Annotated in this window: 16 protein-coding genes; 8 read left to right on the forward strand and 8 right to left on the reverse strand. The window is 70.2% G+C overall.

Features of this window, described 5'->3' with window-relative positions; all coding sequences use genetic code 11:
* Window positions 1–20 precede the first annotated feature (20 nt).
* Genes IPM43_03310 through mraY form a run of 3 tightly spaced genes read left to right on the forward strand, consistent with a single transcriptional unit; the run spans window position 21 to window position 4,761 of the window.
* Window positions 21–2,843, forward strand: a complete 2,823-nt coding sequence (locus IPM43_03310) for a cation-translocating P-type ATPase (GenBank protein ID QQS26314.1) — start codon at window positions 21–23, stop codon at window positions 2,841–2,843.
* Window positions 2,844–2,845: 2 nt separating this feature from the next.
* The gene (locus tag IPM43_03315) at window positions 2,846–3,706 is read left to right on the forward strand and encodes a TauD/TfdA family dioxygenase (GenBank protein ID QQS25421.1); all 861 of its coding nucleotides are present in this window, start codon (window positions 2,846–2,848) and stop codon (window positions 3,704–3,706) included.
* The gene (gene mraY, locus IPM43_03320; GenBank protein QQS25422.1) at window positions 3,703–4,761 is read left to right on the forward strand and encodes a phospho-N-acetylmuramoyl-pentapeptide-transferase; all 1,059 of its coding nucleotides are present in this window, start codon (window positions 3,703–3,705) and stop codon (window positions 4,759–4,761) included. Before IPM43_03315 ends, mraY begins: the two co-directional genes overlap by 4 nt.
* Window positions 4,762–4,856: 95 nt before the next feature.
* On the opposite strand, the gene IPM43_03325 is transcribed toward mraY, so the two are convergent.
* From IPM43_03325 to IPM43_03335, 3 genes are read right to left on the reverse strand one after another with little or no spacing between them, the layout of a single operon-like run.
* Window positions 4,857–6,002 carry an acyl-CoA dehydrogenase family protein gene (locus tag IPM43_03325; protein ID QQS25423.1) on the reverse strand — a complete coding sequence of 382 codons (1,146 nt, stop codon included), beginning with the start codon at window positions 6,000–6,002 and terminating at the stop codon, window positions 4,857–4,859.
* 9 nt (window positions 6,003–6,011) lie between these two features.
* Entirely contained in the window at window positions 6,012–6,983 is a 972-nt protein-coding gene (locus IPM43_03330) for an LLM class F420-dependent oxidoreductase (GenBank protein ID QQS25424.1), read from the reverse strand.
* Window positions 6,980–9,544 carry a penicillin acylase family protein gene (locus IPM43_03335; GenBank protein QQS25425.1) on the reverse strand — a complete coding sequence of 855 codons (2,565 nt, stop codon included), beginning with the start codon at window positions 9,542–9,544 and terminating at the stop codon, window positions 6,980–6,982. The genes IPM43_03330 and IPM43_03335 overlap by 4 nt, the downstream gene beginning before the upstream one ends.
* A gap of 64 nt (window positions 9,545–9,608) precedes the next feature.
* Between IPM43_03335 and IPM43_03340 the strand changes: the two genes are divergently transcribed.
* The 3 genes from IPM43_03340 (at window position 9,609) to IPM43_03350 (ending at window position 13,417) form a co-directional block, all read left to right on the forward strand.
* Complete coding sequence (locus IPM43_03340; GenBank protein QQS25426.1) at window positions 9,609–11,000, forward strand: tyrosine phenol-lyase; 1,392 nt, start codon at window positions 9,609–9,611, stop codon at window positions 10,998–11,000.
* Window positions 11,001–11,062: 62 nt separating this feature from the next.
* Window positions 11,063–11,488, forward strand: coding sequence for a PPOX class F420-dependent oxidoreductase (locus IPM43_03345; protein ID QQS25427.1), 426 nt, complete (start codon window positions 11,063–11,065; stop codon window positions 11,486–11,488).
* Between the two features lie 153 nt (window positions 11,489–11,641).
* Window positions 11,642–13,417 carry an AAA family ATPase gene (locus IPM43_03350; protein ID QQS25428.1) on the forward strand — a complete coding sequence of 592 codons (1,776 nt, stop codon included), beginning with the start codon at window positions 11,642–11,644 and terminating at the stop codon, window positions 13,415–13,417.
* Here the strand turns inward: IPM43_03350 and IPM43_03355 are convergent.
* Window positions 13,404–14,579 (reverse strand): murein L,D-transpeptidase, encoded by a 1,176-nt coding sequence (locus IPM43_03355; GenBank protein QQS25429.1) that lies wholly within the window; start codon window positions 14,577–14,579, stop codon window positions 13,404–13,406. The two genes, IPM43_03350 and IPM43_03355, sit on opposite strands and share 14 nt — an antisense overlap.
* 111 nt (window positions 14,580–14,690) lie before the next feature.
* Here IPM43_03355 and IPM43_03360 point away from each other — a divergent pair, with 111 nt between their 5' ends.
* Together IPM43_03360 and purU are read left to right on the forward strand one after the other, a co-directional pair.
* Window positions 14,691–15,632: a 1,4-dihydroxy-2-naphthoyl-CoA synthase gene (locus IPM43_03360; GenBank protein ID QQS25430.1), complete on the forward strand. Its 942-nt coding sequence runs from the start codon at window positions 14,691–14,693 to the stop codon at window positions 15,630–15,632.
* A gap of 1 nt (window position 15,633) precedes the next feature.
* Entirely contained in the window at window positions 15,634–16,488 is an 855-nt protein-coding gene (purU, locus tag IPM43_03365; protein ID QQS25431.1) for a formyltetrahydrofolate deformylase, read from the forward strand.
* A gap of 7 nt (window positions 16,489–16,495) precedes the next feature.
* On the opposite strand, the gene IPM43_03370 is transcribed toward purU, so the two are convergent.
* From IPM43_03370 to prfB, 4 genes are all read right to left on the reverse strand, one after another.
* Complete coding sequence (locus IPM43_03370) at window positions 16,496–17,356, reverse strand: crotonase/enoyl-CoA hydratase family protein (GenBank protein ID QQS25432.1); 861 nt, start codon at window positions 17,354–17,356, stop codon at window positions 16,496–16,498.
* Between the two features lie 22 nt (window positions 17,357–17,378).
* Complete coding sequence (locus IPM43_03375; protein ID QQS25433.1) at window positions 17,379–18,281, reverse strand: ABC transporter permease; 903 nt, start codon at window positions 18,279–18,281, stop codon at window positions 17,379–17,381.
* The gene (gene ftsE / locus IPM43_03380; protein ID QQS25434.1) at window positions 18,281–18,958 is read right to left on the reverse strand and encodes a cell division ATP-binding protein FtsE; all 678 of its coding nucleotides are present in this window, start codon (window positions 18,956–18,958) and stop codon (window positions 18,281–18,283) included. Before ftsE ends, IPM43_03375 begins: the two co-directional genes overlap by 1 nt.
* Before the next feature lie 73 nt (window positions 18,959–19,031).
* Entirely contained in the window at window positions 19,032–20,135 is a 1,104-nt protein-coding gene (prfB, locus tag IPM43_03385; protein QQS25435.1) for a peptide chain release factor 2, read from the reverse strand.
* Window positions 20,136–20,152 lie beyond the last annotated feature (17 nt).

A 20,152-nucleotide genomic window follows, 5' to 3' on the forward strand; every position in this document is an offset into this window, starting at 1 on the left:
CCACCGTGCCGCCAGCTGAGGTGCCCTCCGAAGAGCCGGTGCAGGCATGGCAGCGAGACGGCGGAGAGATCGTCGCCGCGCTGGGCACGGACGTGCGCACGGGGCTCTCCCCCGAGGAGGCCGCCCGCCGGCTGGCCGAGCACGGCCCCAACCAGCTCGACCCCGAGCAGGCGGTTCCCACCTGGAAGAAGGTGCTCGCCCAGTTCGCCGATCCGCTCGTCTACCTACTGCTGGCCGCGGTCGCCGTCTCGTTCGTCGCGTGGGTGCTGGAAGGTGCAGAGGGCACGCCGTTCGAGGTGATCGTGATCGTCGCGATCCTCGTGGTCAACGCGGTGCTCGGCTATGTGCAAGAGGCACGTGCCGAACGCGCCGTCGCCGCCCTGCAGCGCATGGCCGCCGCCACCGCGAGCGTCGTGCGCGGCGGGCGCACCGAGCGTGTCCCGGCCGCCGAGATCGTGCCCGGGGACGTCTTGTTGCTCGCCGAGGGCGACGCCGTCGCTGCCGACGCCCGCCTGGTGGAGGTCGCGTCGCTGGTCGTCGCCGAGGCGTCGTTGACCGGGGAGAGCGAGCCGGTCCTCAAGGACGCGGCGACGATCGCGGCCCACGTCGGCCTCGGCGATCGGCTGAACATGGTGTTCAACGGCACCGCCGTCGCCCGCGGGCGGGGAAGGGCGGTGGTCGTCGCCACCGGGATGGACACCGAGATGGGCCACGTCGCCCGCCTGCTCAGCCGCACGGCAGCGGTCCACACGCCGCTGCAGCGAGAGGTGGCCGCCATCGGACGTGTGCTCGGGCTGGCCGTCGTCGCCATCGCCGCCGTCGTCGTCACGTCGATCTTCCTGACGACGGACATCGAGCACGGCTCCGAAGCCGTCGACGTGCTGCTCATCGGTGTCTCCCTGGCAGTGGCCGCGGTACCGGAGGGACTCCCCGCGATCCTGTCGGTGGTGCTCGCCCTCGGGGTGCAGCGCATGGCGGAGCGCAACGCGATCGTGCGCCGGCTCTCGTCGGTGGAGACCCTCGGGTCTGCATCCGTGGTGTGCTCGGACAAGACGGGCACGCTGACCCGCAACGAGATGACCATCGCGCGGGTGGTCACCCCATCGGGCGCGGTCGACGTCACCGGCTCGGGGTTCAACCCCGAGGGAGCGCTGATGGTGGACGGGCACGACCTCGACGACCCGGTGCTGCTCGACGAGGTCCGCTTCGTCCTCGTCGGCGGAAGCCTGGCCAACAACGCCGAGCTGCATCCCGACGGCGGCGGCTGGAGCGTGAAGGGCGACCCGACGGACGCCGCGTTTCTCGTCGCCGAGGCCAAGGTCGGCATGACCGAGCAGCGCAAGGCCCGCTTCGACCGGGTGGGCGAGATCCCGTTCACCTCCGAGCGCAAGTTGATGTCGACGCTCGAGGCCGACGTCCAGCGCGAGGGTCGGATCTCCGTGGTCACCAAGGGTGCCCCCGACGTGCTGCTGACCCGCTGCACGCACGAACGCGTCGCCGGCCGCGTCCGGCCGCTCGCCGAGGAACGACGCGCCGACGTGCTGAGCGCGGTCGAGGAGCTGGCCGGTGGTGCGTACCGCACCCTGGCCGTCGCGTACCGGCCGCTCGTCGAAGCCGTTCCGCCGGGGGACGAGGCGACGATCGAGCGGGAGCTCGTCTACCTCGGCATGGTCGGCATCATCGATCCGCCGCGCCTCGAAGCGGCGGCGTCGATCGCCGAGGCCCGCAGCGCCGGCATCCGGGTGGTGATGATCACCGGCGACCATCCCCGTACCGCGACTCGGATCGCGGCCGACCTGGGCATCGGCAACGCCACCACCCACACCCTGACCGGCGTCGAGCTCGACGCGCTGGACGACGACGAGATGGTGGCGGCAGCGCGCACGACGCACGTGTACTCACGCGTCGCGCCGGAGCACAAGCTGCGCGTCATCGATGCGCTCCGGGCGGAGGGGAACATCGTCGCGATGACCGGCGACGGCGTCAACGACGCTCCCGCCCTGAAGGCTGCCGACATCGGGTTGGCGATGGGGATCACCGGCACGGACGTGGCCAAGGAAGCCGCCGACGTGGTGCTCGCCGACGACAACTTCGCGACCATCGTCGTCGCCGTCAAGGAAGGTCGGGCGATCCTCGACGACATCCGCAAGTTCTTGCGGTTCCTGCTCTCCTCGAACATCGGCGAGGTGCTGACGATGTTCCTCGGTGTCGTGCTCGCCTCGGCGATCGGTTTGGACGAGGCCGGCGGGACAGTGGCCGTTCCGCTGCTCGCGACGCAGATCCTCTGGATCAACTTGCTCACCGACGCCGCCCCAGCGCTCGCGATGGGTGTCGATCCAGCGCCTCCGGACATCATGCAGCGCCCGCCGCGCAAGGTGTCGGATCGCCTGATCGACGCGCCGATGTGGCGCGGCATCGTGTGGATCGGCCTGGTGATGGCCGCCGTCACGCTGCTCGCGCTCGACCTCGGCCTACCGGGCGGTTTCGTCGGCGATTCCGGCGACATCGTGCAAGCGCGCACGATGGCGTTCACCACCCTCGTGATCGCCCAGCTGTTCAACGCCTTCAACGCGCGGTCGGACACGATCAGCGCGTTCCGCCGGCTGTTCACGAACCCACTCCTCTGGGGAGCGATCGGCCTCTCGCTCGTCCTGCAGGTCGCCGTCGTCCAGCTCCCGTTCCTGAACGACGCGTTCGACACCACCCGCCTCGGGATCGACGAATGGGCGGCGTGCGTCGGCTTGGCGAGCGTGGTGCTGTGGGCCAGCGAGGCGCGCAAGGTGCTCAGCCGCCTCCTCGTCCGCCGCTCTGCAATCGGCGCCGCGCGGTCTGGCATCCTTTGACGGTGAAAACCGAAGTGGAACGCATCGCCGGCTCGTGCGGGGCGATCGTGCGGGGCTTCGACCTGCGCCACACCCAGGCGGCCGAGCGCATCGAGGCATTGAAGGAGCTGCTCGACGAGCACCTCGTCGTGTTCCTGCCCGACCAGGCGCTGGACCTCGACCAGCTGGAGCGGTTCACCGACGAGCTCGGCGGACGTGACGTCACCCCCTTCGTCACCCCCGTCGCCGGGCGCCCGTACGTGATCCGCGTGGTGAAAGAGCGCGACGACGAGCTGAACTTCGCGAACGCCTGGCACACCGACCTCTCGTACCTGGAGGCGCCGCCCGCGTACACCGTGCTCCACGCGTGGGAGGTGCCGGCCTTCGGCGGGGACACGCTGTGGGCCAGCCAACACCTCGCCTACGAGACGCTCCCGGGCGACCTGCGCGAGCGCTTGGGCGCGCTCACTGCGATGCACTCCGCCGGCCTCGCCTACGGGACCGGCGGCTACTTGGCGCAGGTCGCCACGAAGTCGTCGATGTCCGTCGAACCATCCGACGAGGCGTTCGCCGAGCAGGCCCACCCCGTCGTCACCCGCCACCCGCGCACCGGGCGTCCCTCGCTGTTCGTCAACCCCGTGTACACCACCCACATCGTCGGGCTGGAGGCGGCCGAGTCGGCGAGCCTGCTCGCTCGCCTCTACCAGCACGCCGTGCACCCCAACTTCACCTGCCGCATCCGCTGGCAGCCGGGAATGCTCGCGATCTGGGACAACCGCTGCACGCAGCACTTCGCGATCAACGACTACGGAGGTCAGCGCCGGGAGATGTTCCGCACGAGCGTGTTGGGCAGCGTCCCCGCCGCCTTCGCGGCACCGTCGTGATCGCACTCCTCCTGAGCGGCGGGCTCGCGCTCGTCATCTCCCTCTTCGGCACCGGCTGGCTGGCGCGGGTGCTGCGCACCCGGGGCCAGAGCCAGCCGATCCTCGAGCTCGACGCGGCGAACATCGCCGTGCCCGAGCACCACCACAAGGCAGGCACGCCGACGATGGGCGGCCTCGCGATCCTGGTCGCCGCGGCAACGGGCTACATCGTCAGCCATGTCCGCCAGGGCGTCGTCTTCTCCGACCAGACGCTCGTCGTGCTGTTCGGGATCGCCGTCATGGCCGGGATCGGCTTCCTCGACGACTCGATCAAGGTCCGTGCCCGGCGCAACCGGGGCGTGTTCTGGAAGGCAAAGGGGCTGGTCACACTCGCGCTCTCGTTCGCGATCGCGGGGCTGCTCGTGGCCCTGACCGACATCGACACCCGTGTGTCGCTCACCCGGGCCGACCTGCCGGGGTGGGAGCTCGGTCCGATCGGCTGGACGATCTGGGCCGGCGTGATCATCTTCGCCACCACGAACGCGGTGAACGTCACCGACGGCCTCGACGGCCTGGCCAGCGGGACCGCGCTGTTCGGCTTCGTCGCCTTCGCCGGCATCGCCTACTGGGGCTTCCGCAACCCGGGGATCTACGGCGCGATCGTGAACCCGTACGACCTCGCCGTCCTCGCCATCGCGTTCGCCGGCGGGTGCGCGGGGTTCCTGTGGTGGAACGCTGCCCCCGCCCGGATCTTCATGGGGGACGTGGGCGCGCTCGGCATCGGCGCCGCGCTGGCGCTGCTCGCCCTCACCACCAACACCCACCTGCTGCTGTTGCTGATCTGTGGGCTGAACGTGATCGAAGCCGGGTCGGTGGCGCTGCAGATGAGCGTGTTCCGGGTTTCGGGGCGCACTCGGCGCCTGTTCCGCCTGTCGCCCCTGCACCACCACTTCGAACAGATCGGCTGGCCGGAGACGACGGTCATCATCCGCTTCTGGTTGATCGCAGGCCTGTTCGTCTCGGGTGCCTTAGGCATCTACATCGCCGACTTCACCCACCAGGTCTCCACCCCCTGACTTCAGGAAAAAAACCGCAGCTTGCGCGCCAATCTGTCAACGAATCGACTCCAGCCGCAGGTTCAGTGACAGATTGGCGCGCAAGCCGCGCTGGGTCAGAGCTGTGATGCGTCGGTGGGCAGGCCGAGAGCGAGGCGCCCGAGCGGCTCGAACGTGCGCTCGGCGATCATGCCGTGCTGGGTGAGCACGTGGACGTCGCGGAAGATGCGCTGGAGGGGGCTCGACTCGTGGATCGAGGAGCCACCCGCCGCGTGGTAGGCGAGATCGACGGCGTCGGCCGATCTCCACGCGGCGTTCGTGGCGGCCAGGCGCAGGGCACGCTTGTGCTCGGTCGAGAGCGACCTGCCGGCCGCGGCCTCGTGCCATGCCTCGTCGACGACCTCGCGCACGAAGGCCCGCGCGGAGCGCCAGGCAGCTTCGGCTTGCGCGACCTGCATCTGCACCACCGGACGCTCCGCGAGCGTCCTCTCGCTCTGCACCGGACGCTTGCTCGCCGCGAGCCCGACCAGCTCGTCGAGAGCCCGCCTGGCGAGGCCCACCCCGACCGAGCACACCCCGAGCGCGAGCGCCCCGAGAAAGGGGAAGCGCGCTGCGGGCACGTCGACCACCGCGGCCGTCTGCCCGGGCTGCACCCATCTCCCCTCGGGAACGAACTGCTCGGTGACCGCGTAGTCGGTGCTGCCCGTCCCGCGCAGCCCGGCCACGCGCCAGGTGTCGAGCAGCTCGACCTGATCACGCTCGAAGAAGACGAACGGCGCCCTCGTGCCGTCGGCCAGCGCGACGCGCTCGCCGGCGTCGTCGACGACGAAGCACCCGCCGCCGATCCACGTGCAGTGCTGGGTGGCCGACCCCCACGACCAGCGGCCGGATACGACGAGGCCCCCGTCGACGACTCGCCCCTTCGCCGCAGGCAACGCGTAGCCGGCGGTGGCCGCCCGGGGATCGCCGTAGATGCGAGCCGCGTGGTCAGCGGGCAAGAAGGCCGCCGTCAGCCCGGTCGTCGCGCCGATCATCGCGCACCACGCCGTCGAGCCGTCGTGGTAGGCCAGCTCCTCCAGCGCGGTGAGCAGCTCGGTCATCGCGACCTCGCCGCCGCCGTAGCAGGCCGGCACGCACGCCTTGAACACGTCTGTGTCGATCAGCGCCTCGGCGAGATCGTCGGGCAGGCGGCGCAGCGCCTCGATCTCTCCCGCCCGGCGCGATGCCTCGCGGCCGACCCCGGCAACTGCGTCGATCAGCACTCCGGCAACCTAACCCTGACCGGGTCGCAGGTTCCCCAGCGTGCGCGCGCCGCCGTCGTCACCCGCCGTCGCCGGCACCACCACCACCTCGTCGACACCGGCCTCGGCGTAGGCGGCCATCCGCCGCAAGCAGGCCGCCCGGTCGCCGACGAGGCACACCGTGTCGAGCAGCTCGACGGGCACCTCGGCGAGAAGGTCACGCGGGTGCGCACCGCGGCGGGCTCGGTCGACGAGCGCGGCGAAGCCCTCCCGGGCGAACATGTCGGCGTAACCGGGCGCGGCGAGGTAGCCGACGACACCCCGGCGGAGCTGGGCGATGGCCTCGGCGGTCGGGTCGACGGCGGCCGGCACCCACGCGGCGAGGCGCGGCCGCTGCCGCCCGGCGCGCCGGGCACACGTTTCGAGGCGCTCCCGCAATCCGGCGGCCTGGGTCGCCGAGCAGAGGTTGATCACCATCCGGTCAGCCTCCTCGGCGGCGACGCGCACGCTCGCGGGTCCGAACGCGGCGATCGTGATCTCCGCCGGAACCGAGGGCAGGCGCAGTCGGTAGCCGCCGCCGTCAGTGCGTTCGCCGGCGAGCAGCGGACGCAGCGCCCGCGCCGCCTGGCGCAGCGTGTCCGCCGGGCGTCCGTAAGCGCGGCCGTGCCAGTGCTCGACCACCACCGGGCTCGACGCCCCGAGCGCCACGTGCACGGCGCGCCCGGTCGTCGCCGCGACGCTGGCCACGCCCATCGCGATCCCGGCGGGGTCACGCACTGCCGGCGCGAGCGGCCCGACGACGAGCTCGGCTCGGCCCGCACCGGAACCCACCGCCACCGCCAACGCGAACGCGTCGAACGTGGCCATCTCGCCGATCCAGATCTGGCCGTAGCCGAGCTCGTCGGCGAGCCGAGCGGTGACGAGCGCTTCGAGCGGGTCGCAGTCCTGCCAGAAGCCGAGCGAGACACCAGCCGGAGCTACGCCGTCGTCGCTCCCGCTCACGAACCGCCCGCGTTGCCGGACACCTCGGTCACCACGACGTCGGGGTCGGACTCGATCTCCTCCTCGGTGAACGCCACCGTCCGCCACTCCTTCTCCGAGAAGGCGGTCGTCGCCTCGTCGAGCAGCGGCGAGTCGCGGTCCTCGGTGTTGCCGTAGGTCAAGAAGACCTGCGTGTTCGGCTCGCCGCCGGAGAAGTCGACGACCATCAGGAAGCTCGTGCCGTAGGTGATCGGGAACCAGTCGGACTCGTCTTCGCCGGTCATGTCCGGCAGCGGTTCGGTGCTGCTGGAGAACTCGTTCTCGGTGACGATGTTGGTGACGCCGTCGATGCCGCCACCACCGTGAATCGGGATGCGCTCACCGCTGCGAACGGTGAACTGCATGTCGCCGAGCGGCGTGTCGAGGGCCACGCCCTGGCTCGTGAAACGCTGGACGGCGACGCCGAGGTTGACGAGCACGGGATCAGGAGCGTCCGCGGGCAAGGGTGCGATCCCGCTCGGGGTGCCGACGGGGTCGGAGGGATCGAACGGGTTCACCCACAGCAGGCCCTCGTCGTCTTGGAACGCGTACATCACCTCGCGCCACAGCGCCGCGCCCCTGCTGTCGACGTCGTAGCGGCGGTCCCACGCGCCGAGCACCGTGCATGCTTCCGAGACGTCGACCGTGGCGGCCGGCGTGGTGATGCCGGTCTCGGTGTCCTCCGACGCGGGGACGGCGACCGCGGCGGTGTTGCCCTCGCACCTGGCGAGCACCTCGTCGAGCAGCACCCGCGAGGTGAAGCCGGTGTTCTGCACCGCCGCCGCGGCGAGCTCGTCGAGGGTGAACTTGCCGTCCGCGCCGGAGGGCCCCTCGGCCGAGGTGTCGGACAGGATCGTCGCGTTCTCCCTGGTTCGCCAGCTGCGCTCGGTGCGCTGGGCTCCGTGCAGCAGCGAATACGAGCCCTCGACGAGCTCGTCGGGGTTGGCCAGCCAGAAGCTGTCGTTCGCGTTGAACACGAAGTCGTCACGGGTCAACATCGGCAGCTCGGACCACGGCACCAGGCCGGGGTCGCGGGCGCCCTCTTGCTCCTCCCACCGGTTGATCCCCAACGAGCCGTCGAGCAGGACGAAGCCGTTGTCGCGCGCCACCTGCGCGAGAGCATCGGTCTCGAGGGCCGCCACGTACGCGGCCTCGGCCTCGGCGGTGAGGTTCGGCGTCGCCGACACGTCGGCGTACCACGCCCGGCCGTCGGCGCCGACCGCGATGGTGTTGAACAGCGGGACCGCCTGGTACTCCTCGTGGAGGGCGATCAGGTCGTCGAGCGACTTCGCCTGGAACATCTGCGAGTACTGCTCCATGAACTCGTCGTTGTCGAGGTTCGCGTCACGGAACGTCAGCACGATCGAGTCCGTCCAGCCGAGTCCGGGGAAGTTGACGATCGGGCCGTACTCGCTGCGCCACATCGTGCGGGTCTCCTCGGCGAGCGTCCCGTCGTCACCGAGCACGTCGATGGTGAACTCCTCCGAGGTCATCGGCACCACCTCGCCGTCGACGACGTAGCTGGTCGGATCGCCGGGGGCCAACGTGAGCGTGTAGGCGGTGAGGCGCTTGCCGGCACTCACCGTGTGCGTCCACGCCACGCCCTCGGTGAAGCCGATGCCGAGGCCCGGCAGCCCGGTGAGGTTCACGCCGTAGGCATCGATCTCGCCGGGCACGGTGAGGTGGTTCTCCCAGAAGCGCAGCTCGCCCTCCCACGGGAAGTGGGGGTTGGCCACCAACATGCCGCCACCGCCCGCGCTGCGCTCGGAGCCGATCGCCCACGCGTTGCTGGCGAGCGGCGCAGCCTCGTCGAGCACCGGGCCGGCTGCACCGTCGTCCGAGGTGGCGCCTGCGGCACCGGGTGGCTGCGCGTCGCTGATGTACTGCGCGAGCTGCGCGCTGCTGGCGGCGAGCGCGATCGAGCGGGCGTACGCGTAGAGGTCGATGCCCGCGATCGGAGTCACCCACTCCGCGCCGGCGCACCAGCCCTGCAGGTTGTCGACGCCGATCGACTCGACCGACGCGTTCCATCCGGCGGCGAACGCCTCGAACTCGAGCTGCACGGCCTCGGACGCGTTCGGGTAGTCCTCCCGGGCAAGGGCGTCGATGCCGATCGCACGCCACGCGAAGTCGCTCTCGACGTGTTCGCCGTCCGCCCCCGCGCCGAGCGCCGCCGCGCGGCGTCCCTGCACCTTCAGCATCTGGTCGGCGAGCGTGCACGCGTAGTCCTCGGCGCTCGCCCAGCCCTGCCCGAACATCAGCCCGCCGATGTCGTTCGCGACGATGTGGGGCACACCGTCGGACGTGCGCCTGATCGTCGCCTGGAAGTCGTCGGTGGAGACGTCGGTCGTGTCCGGTGTCGTGTCGGGCGCCGCGGTGTCGGGCGCCGCGGTGTCGGGCGCCGCGGTGTCCGGCTCGCTGTCGGCGGAGGTGGTCGACGGTTCGGTCGACTCCGCGCCCCCGTCGTCGCCGGAACACGCCGCAGCGGTGACGGCGAGCACCGCCGCGAGAACGAACCTGAGTGCACTGGAGCGCCTGGCCATGCACGCGACCGTAGCCACCTGCCACCTGCCACATCGCAGGCTGGCGCGACCTACGCTCGCACCTATGGCCGGTCGGGTGCACTCGTGGGCTGAGCCCTACAAGATCAAGATGGTCGAGCCGCTGCGCATGACGACCCGCGCGGAGCGGGCCGGGGCGCTCGATGCCGCCGGCTGGAACACCTTCTTGCTGCGCAGCGCCGACGTGTACATCGACCTGCTCACCGACAGCGGCACGAATGCGATGTCGCAGCAGCAATGGGCCGCCTTGATGCTCGGCGACGAGGCCTACGCCGGGAGCGAGAGCTTCTACCGCTTCGAACAGGCCGTGCAGGAGGTGTACGGGTACCCGTTCGTGGTGCCCACCCACCAGGGTCGAGGCGCCGAGCACATCGTCAGCCAGGTGCTGATCGAGCCCGGCGACGTCGTCCCCGGCAACATGTACTTCACCACCACCCGCCTGCACCAAGAGCTCGCCGGAGCCACGTTCGTAGACGTCATCGTCGACGAGGCGCACGACCCGACGGGTACGCAACCGTTCAAGGGCGACGTCGACCTCGACAAGCTGCAGCGGGTCGTCGACACCTACGGCGTGGAGCGCATTCCGTACGTGAGCCTCGCGGTGACGGTCAACATGGCCGGTGGCCAGCCGGTGAGCATGGCGAACGTGAAGGCGCTGTACGCGCTGTGCCAGCGCCTAGGGATCCCCTTGTACTGCGACATCACCCGGATCGCCGAGAACGCATGGTTCGTCCAGCGCCGTGAGCCGGGGTACGAGAACGTGGCGATCGCCGACATCGTGCGCGAGATCTGCGACCACACCGACGGGGCGTGGATGAGCGCGAAGAAGGACGCTCTCGTCAACATCGGCGGGTTCCTCGCCGTGCGCTCAGCAGACGTGTTCGAGGAGGCGAGGAACCTGTGCGTGGTGTTCGAGGGACTGCACACCTACGGCGGCCTTGCCGGGCGTGACATGGAGGCGATCGCGGTCGGCATCCGCGAGTCGTTGCACCAGGAGCACCTCGACGCGCGCATCGGCCAGGTGCACTACCTCGGCGACCACCTCCACCGCGAGGGGGTGCCGATCGTCTTGCCGATCGGTGGCCACGCGGTGTTCGTCGACGCGGCGCGGTTCTTGGAGCACCTCCCCCAGGACGAGTTCCCCGCCCAGCGCCTCGCCGGCGAGTTCTATCTCGAGGCGGGGGTGCGCACGATGGAGCGTGGAATCGTGTCGGCCGGGCGCGACCCGGAGACCGGCGAGCACCGCCGGCCGCGCCTCGAGCTCGTGCGCATCGCACTGCCCCGGCGCGTCTACACCCAGGCGCACATGGACGTCACCGCCGAGGCCGTGCTCGAGGTGTGGGACCGGCGGTCGGCCGTGACCGGGTTGGAGATGACGTTCGAGCCGAAGTACCTGCGGTTCTTCCAGGCTCGCTTCCGCCCGCTCGGTGAAGGTTGACGGTTCCCCTCGGCGCCGTTCTGTGGCACCCTACGAATCTCCACGACGCGTGAGGTGAAGCCGTGACGGTACTGCGCTCGCTCCCCGCCCCCGCCCAGGCTCTGCTGGGCTCCAACGCTCTCGCCCACGTGATCACCCGCGGCCCCGACGGCACCCCCCAGGTGTCGGTCGTGTGGTGCGGCGTGCGCGGCGACCGGATCATGTTCTGCTCCGAGTCCGCGACGGCGAAGATCCGCAACCTGCGACGTGACCCCCGTGTCGTGCTGTCGGTCGAGGACGAGGCGTTGAACGCCGCGGGCAACCAGCAACACCTGGTCATCCACGGGCGTGCCGAGGTGGTCGGGCCGGCCACGCGCGACCTGTGCGACGAGCTGTGCCGGGTGTACGTGGGCGCCGCCGACCATCCGCTGAACCTGAGCCGCTCCCCGAGCGCGGTGACCGTGGCGGTCGAGGTGGACCGCATCGGGGGCAACGGGCCCTGGGTCTAAGTCGTGAAGGAAGCACATCGTCAAGGAAGCGTCAACGCCTCACACGACCCGTGCCGGCGAGATCACGCAGCGTAGTTTGGTACCACTCCGCGTGAGATCGGTGGTACGGTCCCCCGACACGACCCCGAAGGGGTCCCGAAGAGGGGACCGTGGATGGACATCGCCGAACTGCACGAGGGGACGATCGTGCGCGGAACTGCGGTCGACGCGAACGAGAGCGCCGAGCGCGCCCGCCAGCGCCGACTGTGGAGGCTGGTCGTGGCCGGCGGCCTGCCGGTGGCCTGGATCTGGTATCGCGAGCTGAGCGGCAACCCCGTACGTCCCGGGATACCCCGCTGGCTCACCGAGGACCCCACCTTGTGGCTACCGGTCGGGTTGCTCTTGATCCTCGCGGCGCTGATCCTCGTGCCGTTCCTCGGTGCGGGACAGTCGCCGCACGTGCTGCTGCGGCCGTCGGACTCCAACGTCGGTCTCGCCGACGTCGTCGGCGCGGCCGCAACGCGGCGCGAGGCGGTCGACACCCTCAACCTGTTCTTGAACCACCGCACGTTCGCCGAGGAGCTCGGCGGCACGCCCCGACGGGGGGTGTTGTTCGAAGGCCCGCCCGGCACCGGCAAGACGTATCTCGCGAAGGCGATGGCTGCCGAGGCGGGTGTGCCGTTCCTGTTCGTATCGGCGAGCGCGTTCCAGTCGATGTACTACGGCCAGACCAACAGGAAGATCCGCACGTTCTTCAAGTCGCTGCGTTCCGCCGCACGCGCAGAAGGAGGGGCGATCGGGTTCATCGAGGAGTTCGACGCGATCGGCGGGGCGCGCAGCGGGATGAACAGCGGCTCGATGCGTGAGGGCATCGTCGGCGTCGTCAACGAGCTGCTCGTGCAGATGCAGAGCTTCGACATGCCGACGACCGGGGAGCGCTGGCGGGGCCGGGTCATCGACACCGCGAACGCACTGCTCCCCCGGCATCGCGCACTGCCGCGGCCGAGCCCGCATACGGCGAACATCTTGGTGATCGCGGCCACGAACCGCGCCGACGACCTCGACCCGGCACTCCTGCGCCCTGGCCGCTTCGACCGGGTGATCCACTTCGGCCTTCCCCCGCGTGCCGACCGGATCGAGATTGCGGACTACTACCTGGCGCGCAAGGCGCACGACGCCGACGTGACCGGCGCGCAGATCGCCGACCTCACCCCCGGCTACACCCCGGTCAGGATCGAGCGCCTGCTCGACGAGGCTCTGATCGTCGCCCTGCGCCACGGCCGGAGGGCGATGCAGTACGGCGACCTCGTGCAGGCCAAGCTCTCGACCGAGGTCGGCCTTGCCCACGACGTGGGCTATCACCCCGACGAGCGGCGCCGGATCGCCGTGCACGAAGCCGGCCATGCCCTCGCTGCCGCGCTGTCCGGACGCGACATCAAGGTGGCCTCCATCCTGCGACGCTCCGACGCGCTCGGCCTCGTCGCCCACGGCGACGCGGAGGAGCGCCACCTGCGCACCCCGAGCGAGGCCCACGACCTGATCGCCATCGCCCTCGCCGGGCGCGCGGCAGAGGCGCAGGAGCTGGGCGAGGCGTCGAGTGGGATCTCGTCGGACCTCGCCCTCGCCACGACCATCGCTTGCCAACTCGTCGGCCAACTGGGCGGGGGTGACAGCCTGCTCAGCCTCGACGCCGCGGCGATGCCCGCGGCAGGCAACCTGGTGGCCAAGGTCGTCGCCGACGAACGCTGCCGCTCCCAGGTAGAGGCGTTGCTCGGCCGGGGGGCCGATCGCGCGGGATGCGTGGTGCTCGAGCACCGCGCAGCCCTGATGGCCATCGCCGACGCGCTCGAGGAGCGCGACGAGCTCTCGGGTGCAGAGGTGCTCGCCATCGTCGCCGAGCATGCGGGCGACCAAGCGGCGGGGGTGGCGGCGCGGCCTATGGGCTCGTAGTAGGCGGCGGGGTAGTAGGCGGAGGGGTGGTCGCCGGCGGGGTGGTCGTCGGCGCACTTGTGGGCGGCGGACTCGTCGGCGGCGCAGTGGTGGGCGGCGTCGTCGACGGGGTCGGCGGGCTCGTCGGCGGCGGATCCGTCGCCGGCGGGTTCGTCGCCGGCGGGTTCGTCGCCGGGGGGTTCGTCACCGGCACCGACGGTGGCGGGGTCTCGGCCTCGTCGTCTGCGCCGTACACCCACACCGCGCGGCCGCGCGGCACCAACCCCGACGCCCAGATCATGTCCATCGCCGGCACGCTCACCCGTACGCAGCCGTGCGATGCCGGGTAGCCCGGGATGCTGTTCGAACCGTGGATGGCGATGCCGCCGCTGAAGTACTTCGGCCGGTAGATGCTGCCGAGGTCGCCGTCCCACCAGCCCTGTTCGCGCTCGCGGTACACCTCGAACCGGCCCGAGCGGGTGATCGAGCGCCCGGTCTCCCACCGGCTCGGGTCGTTCTGATTCCGCTCGCGGTAGTACTGCCCGCTGCCCGTCGACGTGTTGAGTGCCAACACCGTGTGGCCGTCGTCGACGACAAACAGCAGCTGGCGGTCCTTGTCGACCTCCACCAGCGTCCCCGACGTGGACCGCGCCCTCACCCGATGGACCATTGCGCCGAGCCACGACGCGGTGGTGGCGTCGACCTCGCCGGTCGGGGCGAGCCCGGTGTACTTCTGGAACGCCATCACGCCCTGGCGAGTGGTGAGCCCGTAGTCGCCGTCGACGGCGGCGACCCAGAACCCGAGGTCGAGCAGGCGTTGCTGCACGCGGGCCGCCTCGTCGCCGTCGGCGGCCCCGATCGCGCCAAGCGGCGGCTGGAGCGGGCTCAGTCCGTCGGCGGAGGGCGCCGGCGCGACCGTGGTCGTCGGGGCAGTCGTCGTCGGGGCAGCCGTCGTCGTCGGTGCGACCGTGGTGGTCGGCGCAGAAGTGGTGGTGGCTCGGGCGACGGTGGTGGTGGTCGTCGCCCGGCTCGTCGGTGAGCCCGACGCCGTCGGGCGCTCGGGTGCGGAGCCGGCGTGCGTCGAGTCGGACTGGCCGGCACCCGACGCGCCAGAAGAGCACCCCGCGGCCGAGATGCCGAGCAGGACGCAGAGCGTGGCGAGAATCGCTTTCCGACCGGACATCGACCAGACCTACCTGTTCGGGGAGACCACCAAAAGTAGCGACCCACGCGCCGGTTGTGTCGTCACCCCTTCGTCCCCGAACCCCCCGGGTCGCGCTCGCGGCCGGGCACAATGGGGGGCGTGCCCGTATCCCCTGCAGAGCCCGCACCGACCGTGTCCGAGCTGTTCGACCCCGAGGCGTGGCAGCAGGTGCCCGGTTTCGAGTCGTTCGACGACATCACCTACCACAGGGCGCGCGATCACGGCACGGTGCGGATCGCCTTCGACCGGCCCGAGGTGCGCAACGCGTTCCGGCCGCGCACCGTCGACGAGCTGTTCACGGCGCTCGACCACGCGCGGCAGAGCACCGATGTCGGCTGCGTGCTGCTCACCGGCAACGGGCCATCTCCCCGAGACGGCGGCTGGGCCTTCTGCAGCGGCGGCGACCAGCGCATCCGCGGGCGCGACGGCTACCGCTACGCCGAAGGCGACACGGCCGAGACGATCGATCACGGGCGCTCGGGCAGGCTGCACATCCTCGAAGTGCAGCGCCTGATCCGGTTCATGCCGAAGGTGGTCGTCGCCGTGGTGCCGGGCTGGGCGGCCGGCGGGGGGCACAGCCTGCACGTGGTCTGCGACTTGACCATCGCCAGCCGTGAGCACGCGCGCTTCAAGCAGACCGATGCCGACGTGGCCAGCTTCGACGGCGGGTTCGGCTCGGCCTACCTGGCTCGACAGGTGGGCCAGAAGTTCGCGCGTGAGGTGTTCTTCCTCGGCCGCGAGTACACCGCCGAGGACGCCCAGCGCATGGGCATGGTCAACGCCGTCGTGGCCCACGCCGAGCTCGAGCGCGTCGCTCTCGAGTGGGCGGCGATGGTGAACGCGAAGAGCCCCACCGCCCAGCGGATGTTGAAGTTCGCGTTCAACCTGATCGACGACGGGCTGGTCGGCCAGCAGGTCTTCGCGGGCGAGGCGACGCGACTCGCGTACATGACCGACGAGGCCGCCGAAGGCAGGGCGTCGTTCCTCGAGAAGCGCGACCCCGACTGGTCGCCTTACCCCTGGTACTTCTGACGTGGCGGCTTCCGCGGTCCTGCTCCTGTCGTGCCCCGACCAGCGCGGCGTCGTCGCCGCCGTCGCGGACTTCATCGTCCGCCACGCGGGGAACATCCTCCATGCCGAGCAGCACATCGACGACGTGGAGCGGGTCTTCTTCCAGCGCGTCGAGTTCGACCTCGACGGCTTCGCGCTGGCCCGCAGCGAGATCGAGCCGGCGTTCTCCCCCGTCGCCACCCGGTTCGGGATGCACGTGCAGCTCAGGTTCAGCGACGAACGACCGAAGATGGCCCTGCTGGCCAGCCGCCAGCCGCATTGCCTGTACGACATGTTGACCCGCTGGCGTACCGGCGAGCTGCCCGCCGACATCGTCGCCGTCGTCGACAACCATCCCGACCACGCCGACTTCTGCGAGCACGTCGGCGTTCCCTACATCCACCTGCCGGTACGGCCCGCCACGAAGGCGGACCAAGAGCGGCGCATCCTCGACGAGCTCGCCGCGCGAGGAGCAGACCTCGTCGTGCTCGCTCGCTACATGCAGATCCTCTCCCCCGCGTTCGTCGCCGCGTATCCGAACCGGATGATCAACATCCACCATTCGTTCCTGCCCGCCTTCGTCGGGGCGAATCCCTATCGCCAGGCGCACGACCGCGGGGTGAAGCTGATCGGGGCCACGGCGCACTACGTCACCGAAGACCTCGACGAAGGGCCGATCCTGGAGCAAGAGGTGGTGCGCGTCTCGCACCGCGACTCCGTGGCCGAGCTCACCCGCAAGGGGCGCGACCTGGAGACGATCGTGCTCGCGCGTGCGGTCCGTACTCACCTCGAGCACCGCGTGCTCGTCTACGGGCGCAAGACGGTGGTGTTCTCCTGACGACGGCTCAGGAGAACTTGGGCTCGGTCCAGTCGGGGAACACGTCGGGCAGGCCGTCGCTCACCTTCATCGGGAACGACGCAGGCCTCTTCTCGAGGAACGACAGCACGCCCTCGCGGGCGTCCGCGCTCGCGCCGCGCACGTTGATCGCCCGGGAGTCGACGCGGTGCGCATCCATCGGATGCGACGCGCCGAGCATCCGCCAGAGCATCTGACGGGTGAGCGACACCGAGACCGGCGCCGTATGGGTGGCGATCTCGGCGGCGATCTGGAGCGCAGCGGGGAGCAGCTCGTCGGGGGCGTGTGTGCTGCGCACCAGTCCGGCTTCGAGCGCCTCCGTCGCAGGGAAGACCCGGCCGGTGTAGCACCACTCCGCTGCCCGGGAGATGCCGACGACGCGGGGCAGGAACCAGCTCGAACAAGCCTCGGGCACGATTCCCCGGCGGGCGAACACGAACCCGAACTTGGCGGTGTGCGAGGCGAGCCGGATGTCCATCGGCAGCGTCATCGTGGCCCCGACACCGACCGCAGGCCCGTTGACCGCGGCGATCACCGGCTTCAGGCATCTGAAGATGCGCAGCGTCAGGAGCCCACCGCCGTCGCGCGTCACGCGGGCCTCGCTCTGCACATCGCTGCCGCCGTGAGCGAACGTGTCGCCGCCGGCGGACAGGTCGGCCCCGGCGCAGAACCCCCTGCCCCGCCCGGTGACGACGACCGCGCGGACCGCGTCGTCGGCATCGACCTGGTCGAACGCGTCGATCGTCTCGCGCATCATCGTCGTCGTGAACGCGTTGAGGTGCTCCGGGCGGTCGAGCGTGATCGTCGCGACGCCATCGGCGACGGAGTAGTCGATCTCGGTGTACTCCATTCCCGGACCCTAAGCGAGGTGCTCAGACGTCGAGGAAGCGGGAGGCGGCGATGCCCGACCCGATGGCTCCTGCGGCAGCACCGATCACGAGCAGCAGCACCATCACGTAGCGCTCGTAGCCGGAGGTGACGACGAGGGCGGCCAGCTCGGTGTCGTTGAAGTCACGCACCGCACCGGTCCACGCGGAGTTGAGCCCCCACAGCCCGAGACACGCGAGGACACCGCCGATCAGGCCCTGCAACAGGCCTTCGAGCATGAACGGGATGCGGATGAACCAGTTGGTCGCGCCGACCAGCTTCATCACCTCGATCTCGCGGCGGCGGGCGAACATCGCCGTGCGGATCGTGTTCCAGATGAGCCCGATGGCAACCGAGAGCAGCACCACCGACATCACCGACGTCACCACCCTGATGAATCGGGAGACACGGGAGACGACGTCGAACACGTCTTGCGCGTACGCGACGTCGTAGACCCCCGGTAACTCGCGGAACTGCTCGCCTAGGCCGCGCAACAGGTCGGCATCGTCGGTGATCGGCACCACCTTGAACTGCGACGGGATGTTCTGCGGCGTGATCAGCCGCAGCGTGCCCGGATCGCCGGCGAGCAGCTTCTGGGCCTCCTCGTAGCTCTCCTGCTGGTCGAGGAAGCGGAGCTGTTCGACGTCGATGATCGACGGTTGCGAACGCAACGACTCCTCGATCAGCGCGATCTGGTCGGACGTCGCGTCGGGGCGAACGAACACGATCAGCTCGACGTCGCCCTTCCAACGGGTGAGGAGGTTGTCGAACCCCTTCTGGATCAGGAACGTCGCGCCGACGAGCAGCAGCGACACCGCGGAGGTGACGATCGCGGCCGCGGTGAGCGTGACGTTGCGCTGGAAGCTCGCCCACGTCTCGCGCAGCGCATAGCTGATCCTGGACAGCATCAGTCGTACACCCCTCTGGCCTGGTCACGCACGATGATCCCTCTGTCGAGCTGGATCACCCGGCGGCGCATCATGTTCACGATCCGCTGGTCGTGGGTGGCCATCACCACGGTGGTGCCGGTCTTGCCGATGCGGTCGAGCAGGCGCATGATCCCCTCGCCGGTGCTCGGGTCGAGGTTCCCGGTGGGCTCGTCGGCGAGCAGGATGAGCGGCCGGTTAACGAACGCGCGGGCGATCGAGACACGCTGCTGCTCGCCGCCCGAGAGCTGGTGAGGAAAGCGTTCGCCCTTGCCCGCGAGGCCGACCAGCTCGAGCACCGCCGGTACCTGTTGGCGGATGACGTGCTTGGGCTTGCCGATCACCTCCAGCGCGAAGGCGACGTTCTCCGAGACGGTCTTGTTCGTCAACAGCTTGTAGTCCTGGAAGATGTTGCCGATGTTGCGGCGCAAGTAGGGCACCTTCGAGTCCGGCATCTCGTTGACGTTGCGCCCGGCGACCCACACCGTGCCCTTCTCGGGGCGCTCCTGGCGGTTCATCACCCGCAGCAGGGTGGACTTGCCCGAGCCCGAGGGACCGACGAGGAACACGAACTCGCCCTTCGGGATGTCGAAGCTCGCGTCACGAAGCGCGGTGACCTCGTTGTTGTAGATCTTCGAGACGTTCTCGAGGCGGATCATCTGGTTCCTCGGGGCGCGGAGCGAGAGGAAACGGGCTCAACTCGCAGGCCGGCAGGCTACCAACGGTCCCGGCTCAGTTGCCGTCACCCGCCCGCCGGAGGCGCAGGTAGCCCTCGATCAGCTCGTCGATGTCGCCGTCGAGCACGGCCTCGACGTTGCCCACCTCGATGCTCGTGCGCAGGTCCTTCACCATCTGGTACGGCTGCAGCACGTAGGAGCGGATCTGGCTGCCCCACCCGACCTGGGCCTGCTTGCCGGCGATCTGGTCGAGCTCGTCCTGGCGCTCCTCTTCGACCTTCGCGGCGATCATCGCCCGCAACCGGCCGAGCGCCTTCTCCCGGTTCTGGAGCTGGCTGCGCTCCTCCTGCGAGCTCGCGACGAGGCCCGTCGGCTCGTGGATGAGGCGCACCGCCGACGACGTCTTGTTGACGTGCTGGCCTCCTGCGCCCGAGGCGCGGAACACCTCCATGCGGATGTCCGACTCGTTCACCTCGACGTCGGGGTCGTCCATCACCGGCCACACCTGCACCGCGGCGAAGCTGGTCTGGCGGCGCCCCTGGTTGTCGAACGGGCTGATCCTGACCAGACGGTGCGTGCCGCGTTCGGCGGACATCAAGCCGTACGCGTAGCGGCCGTGCAGGGTGAACTCGGCCGAGAGGATCCCGGCCTCGGTGCCCTCCGAGATGCCGTCGATCTCGATCGCGAACCCCCGCCGCTCGGCCCAGCGCGAGTACATGCGCAGCAGCATCTCGCTCCAGTCCTGCGCGTCGACACCGCCGTCCTTCGCGTTGATCTGCACGATCGCGTCGAGCTCGTCGTGCTCGCCGGTGAACAGGCTGCGCAGCTCGAGCTGGTGCAGCTTGCGCCCGACCGATGCGGCTGCCGTCTCGATCTCGGGCTCCTGGCTGGCGTCGTCCTCGTCGCGAGCGAGCTCGTGGAGCACCTCGGCGTCGTCGAGCTCGGCCGCGAGGCGGTCGTACTCGTCGACGTCGCCCTTCACGTTGGCGTACTCGGTGTTGACCTTCTTCGCGCGCTCCTGGTCGTCCCAGAGATCGGGTCGGCCGATCTCGTCCTCGAGCTCGACGAGGCGATCGCGGCCGGCGTCGATCTTCAGATACGTACGCGCTTCGTCCAGTCGGCGGCGCAGATCGCGCAGGTCGTCGGTGAAGTCGCGCATTGCTCCTCGAAGGCCCT

The organism is Actinomycetota bacterium (genome assembly GCA_016700055.1).
Classification (GTDB): Bacteria; Actinomycetota; Acidimicrobiia; order Acidimicrobiales; family Ilumatobacteraceae; genus Kalu-18.

Excerpts from the sequence above, each read along its gene's own strand:
- IPM43_03375 (QQS25433.1), bottom strand. The coding sequence starts at position 18,281 with ATGCTGTCCAGGATCAGCTATGCGCTGCGCGAGACGTGGGCGAGCTTC.
- IPM43_03370 (QQS25432.1), bottom strand. The coding sequence starts at position 17,356 with ATGGAGTACACCGAGATCGACTACTCCGTCGCCGATGGCGTCGCGACG.
- IPM43_03335 (QQS25425.1), bottom strand. The coding sequence starts at position 9,544 with ATGGCCAGGCGCTCCAGTGCACTCAGGTTCGTTCTCGCGGCGGTGCTC.
- IPM43_03360 (QQS25430.1), top strand. The coding sequence starts at position 14,691 with ATGGGGGGCGTGCCCGTATCCCCTGCAGAGCCCGCACCGACCGTGTCC.
- prfB (QQS25435.1), bottom strand. The coding sequence starts at position 20,135 with ATGCGCGACTTCACCGACGACCTGCGCGATCTGCGCCGCCGACTGGAC.
- IPM43_03340 (QQS25426.1), top strand. The coding sequence starts at position 9,609 with ATGGCCGGTCGGGTGCACTCGTGGGCTGAGCCCTACAAGATCAAGATG.
- IPM43_03355 (QQS25429.1), bottom strand. The coding sequence starts at position 14,579 with ATGTCCGGTCGGAAAGCGATTCTCGCCACGCTCTGCGTCCTGCTCGGC.
- IPM43_03350 (QQS25428.1), top strand. The coding sequence starts at position 11,642 with ATGGACATCGCCGAACTGCACGAGGGGACGATCGTGCGCGGAACTGCG.
- ftsE (QQS25434.1), bottom strand. The coding sequence starts at position 18,958 with ATGATCCGCCTCGAGAACGTCTCGAAGATCTACAACAACGAGGTCACC.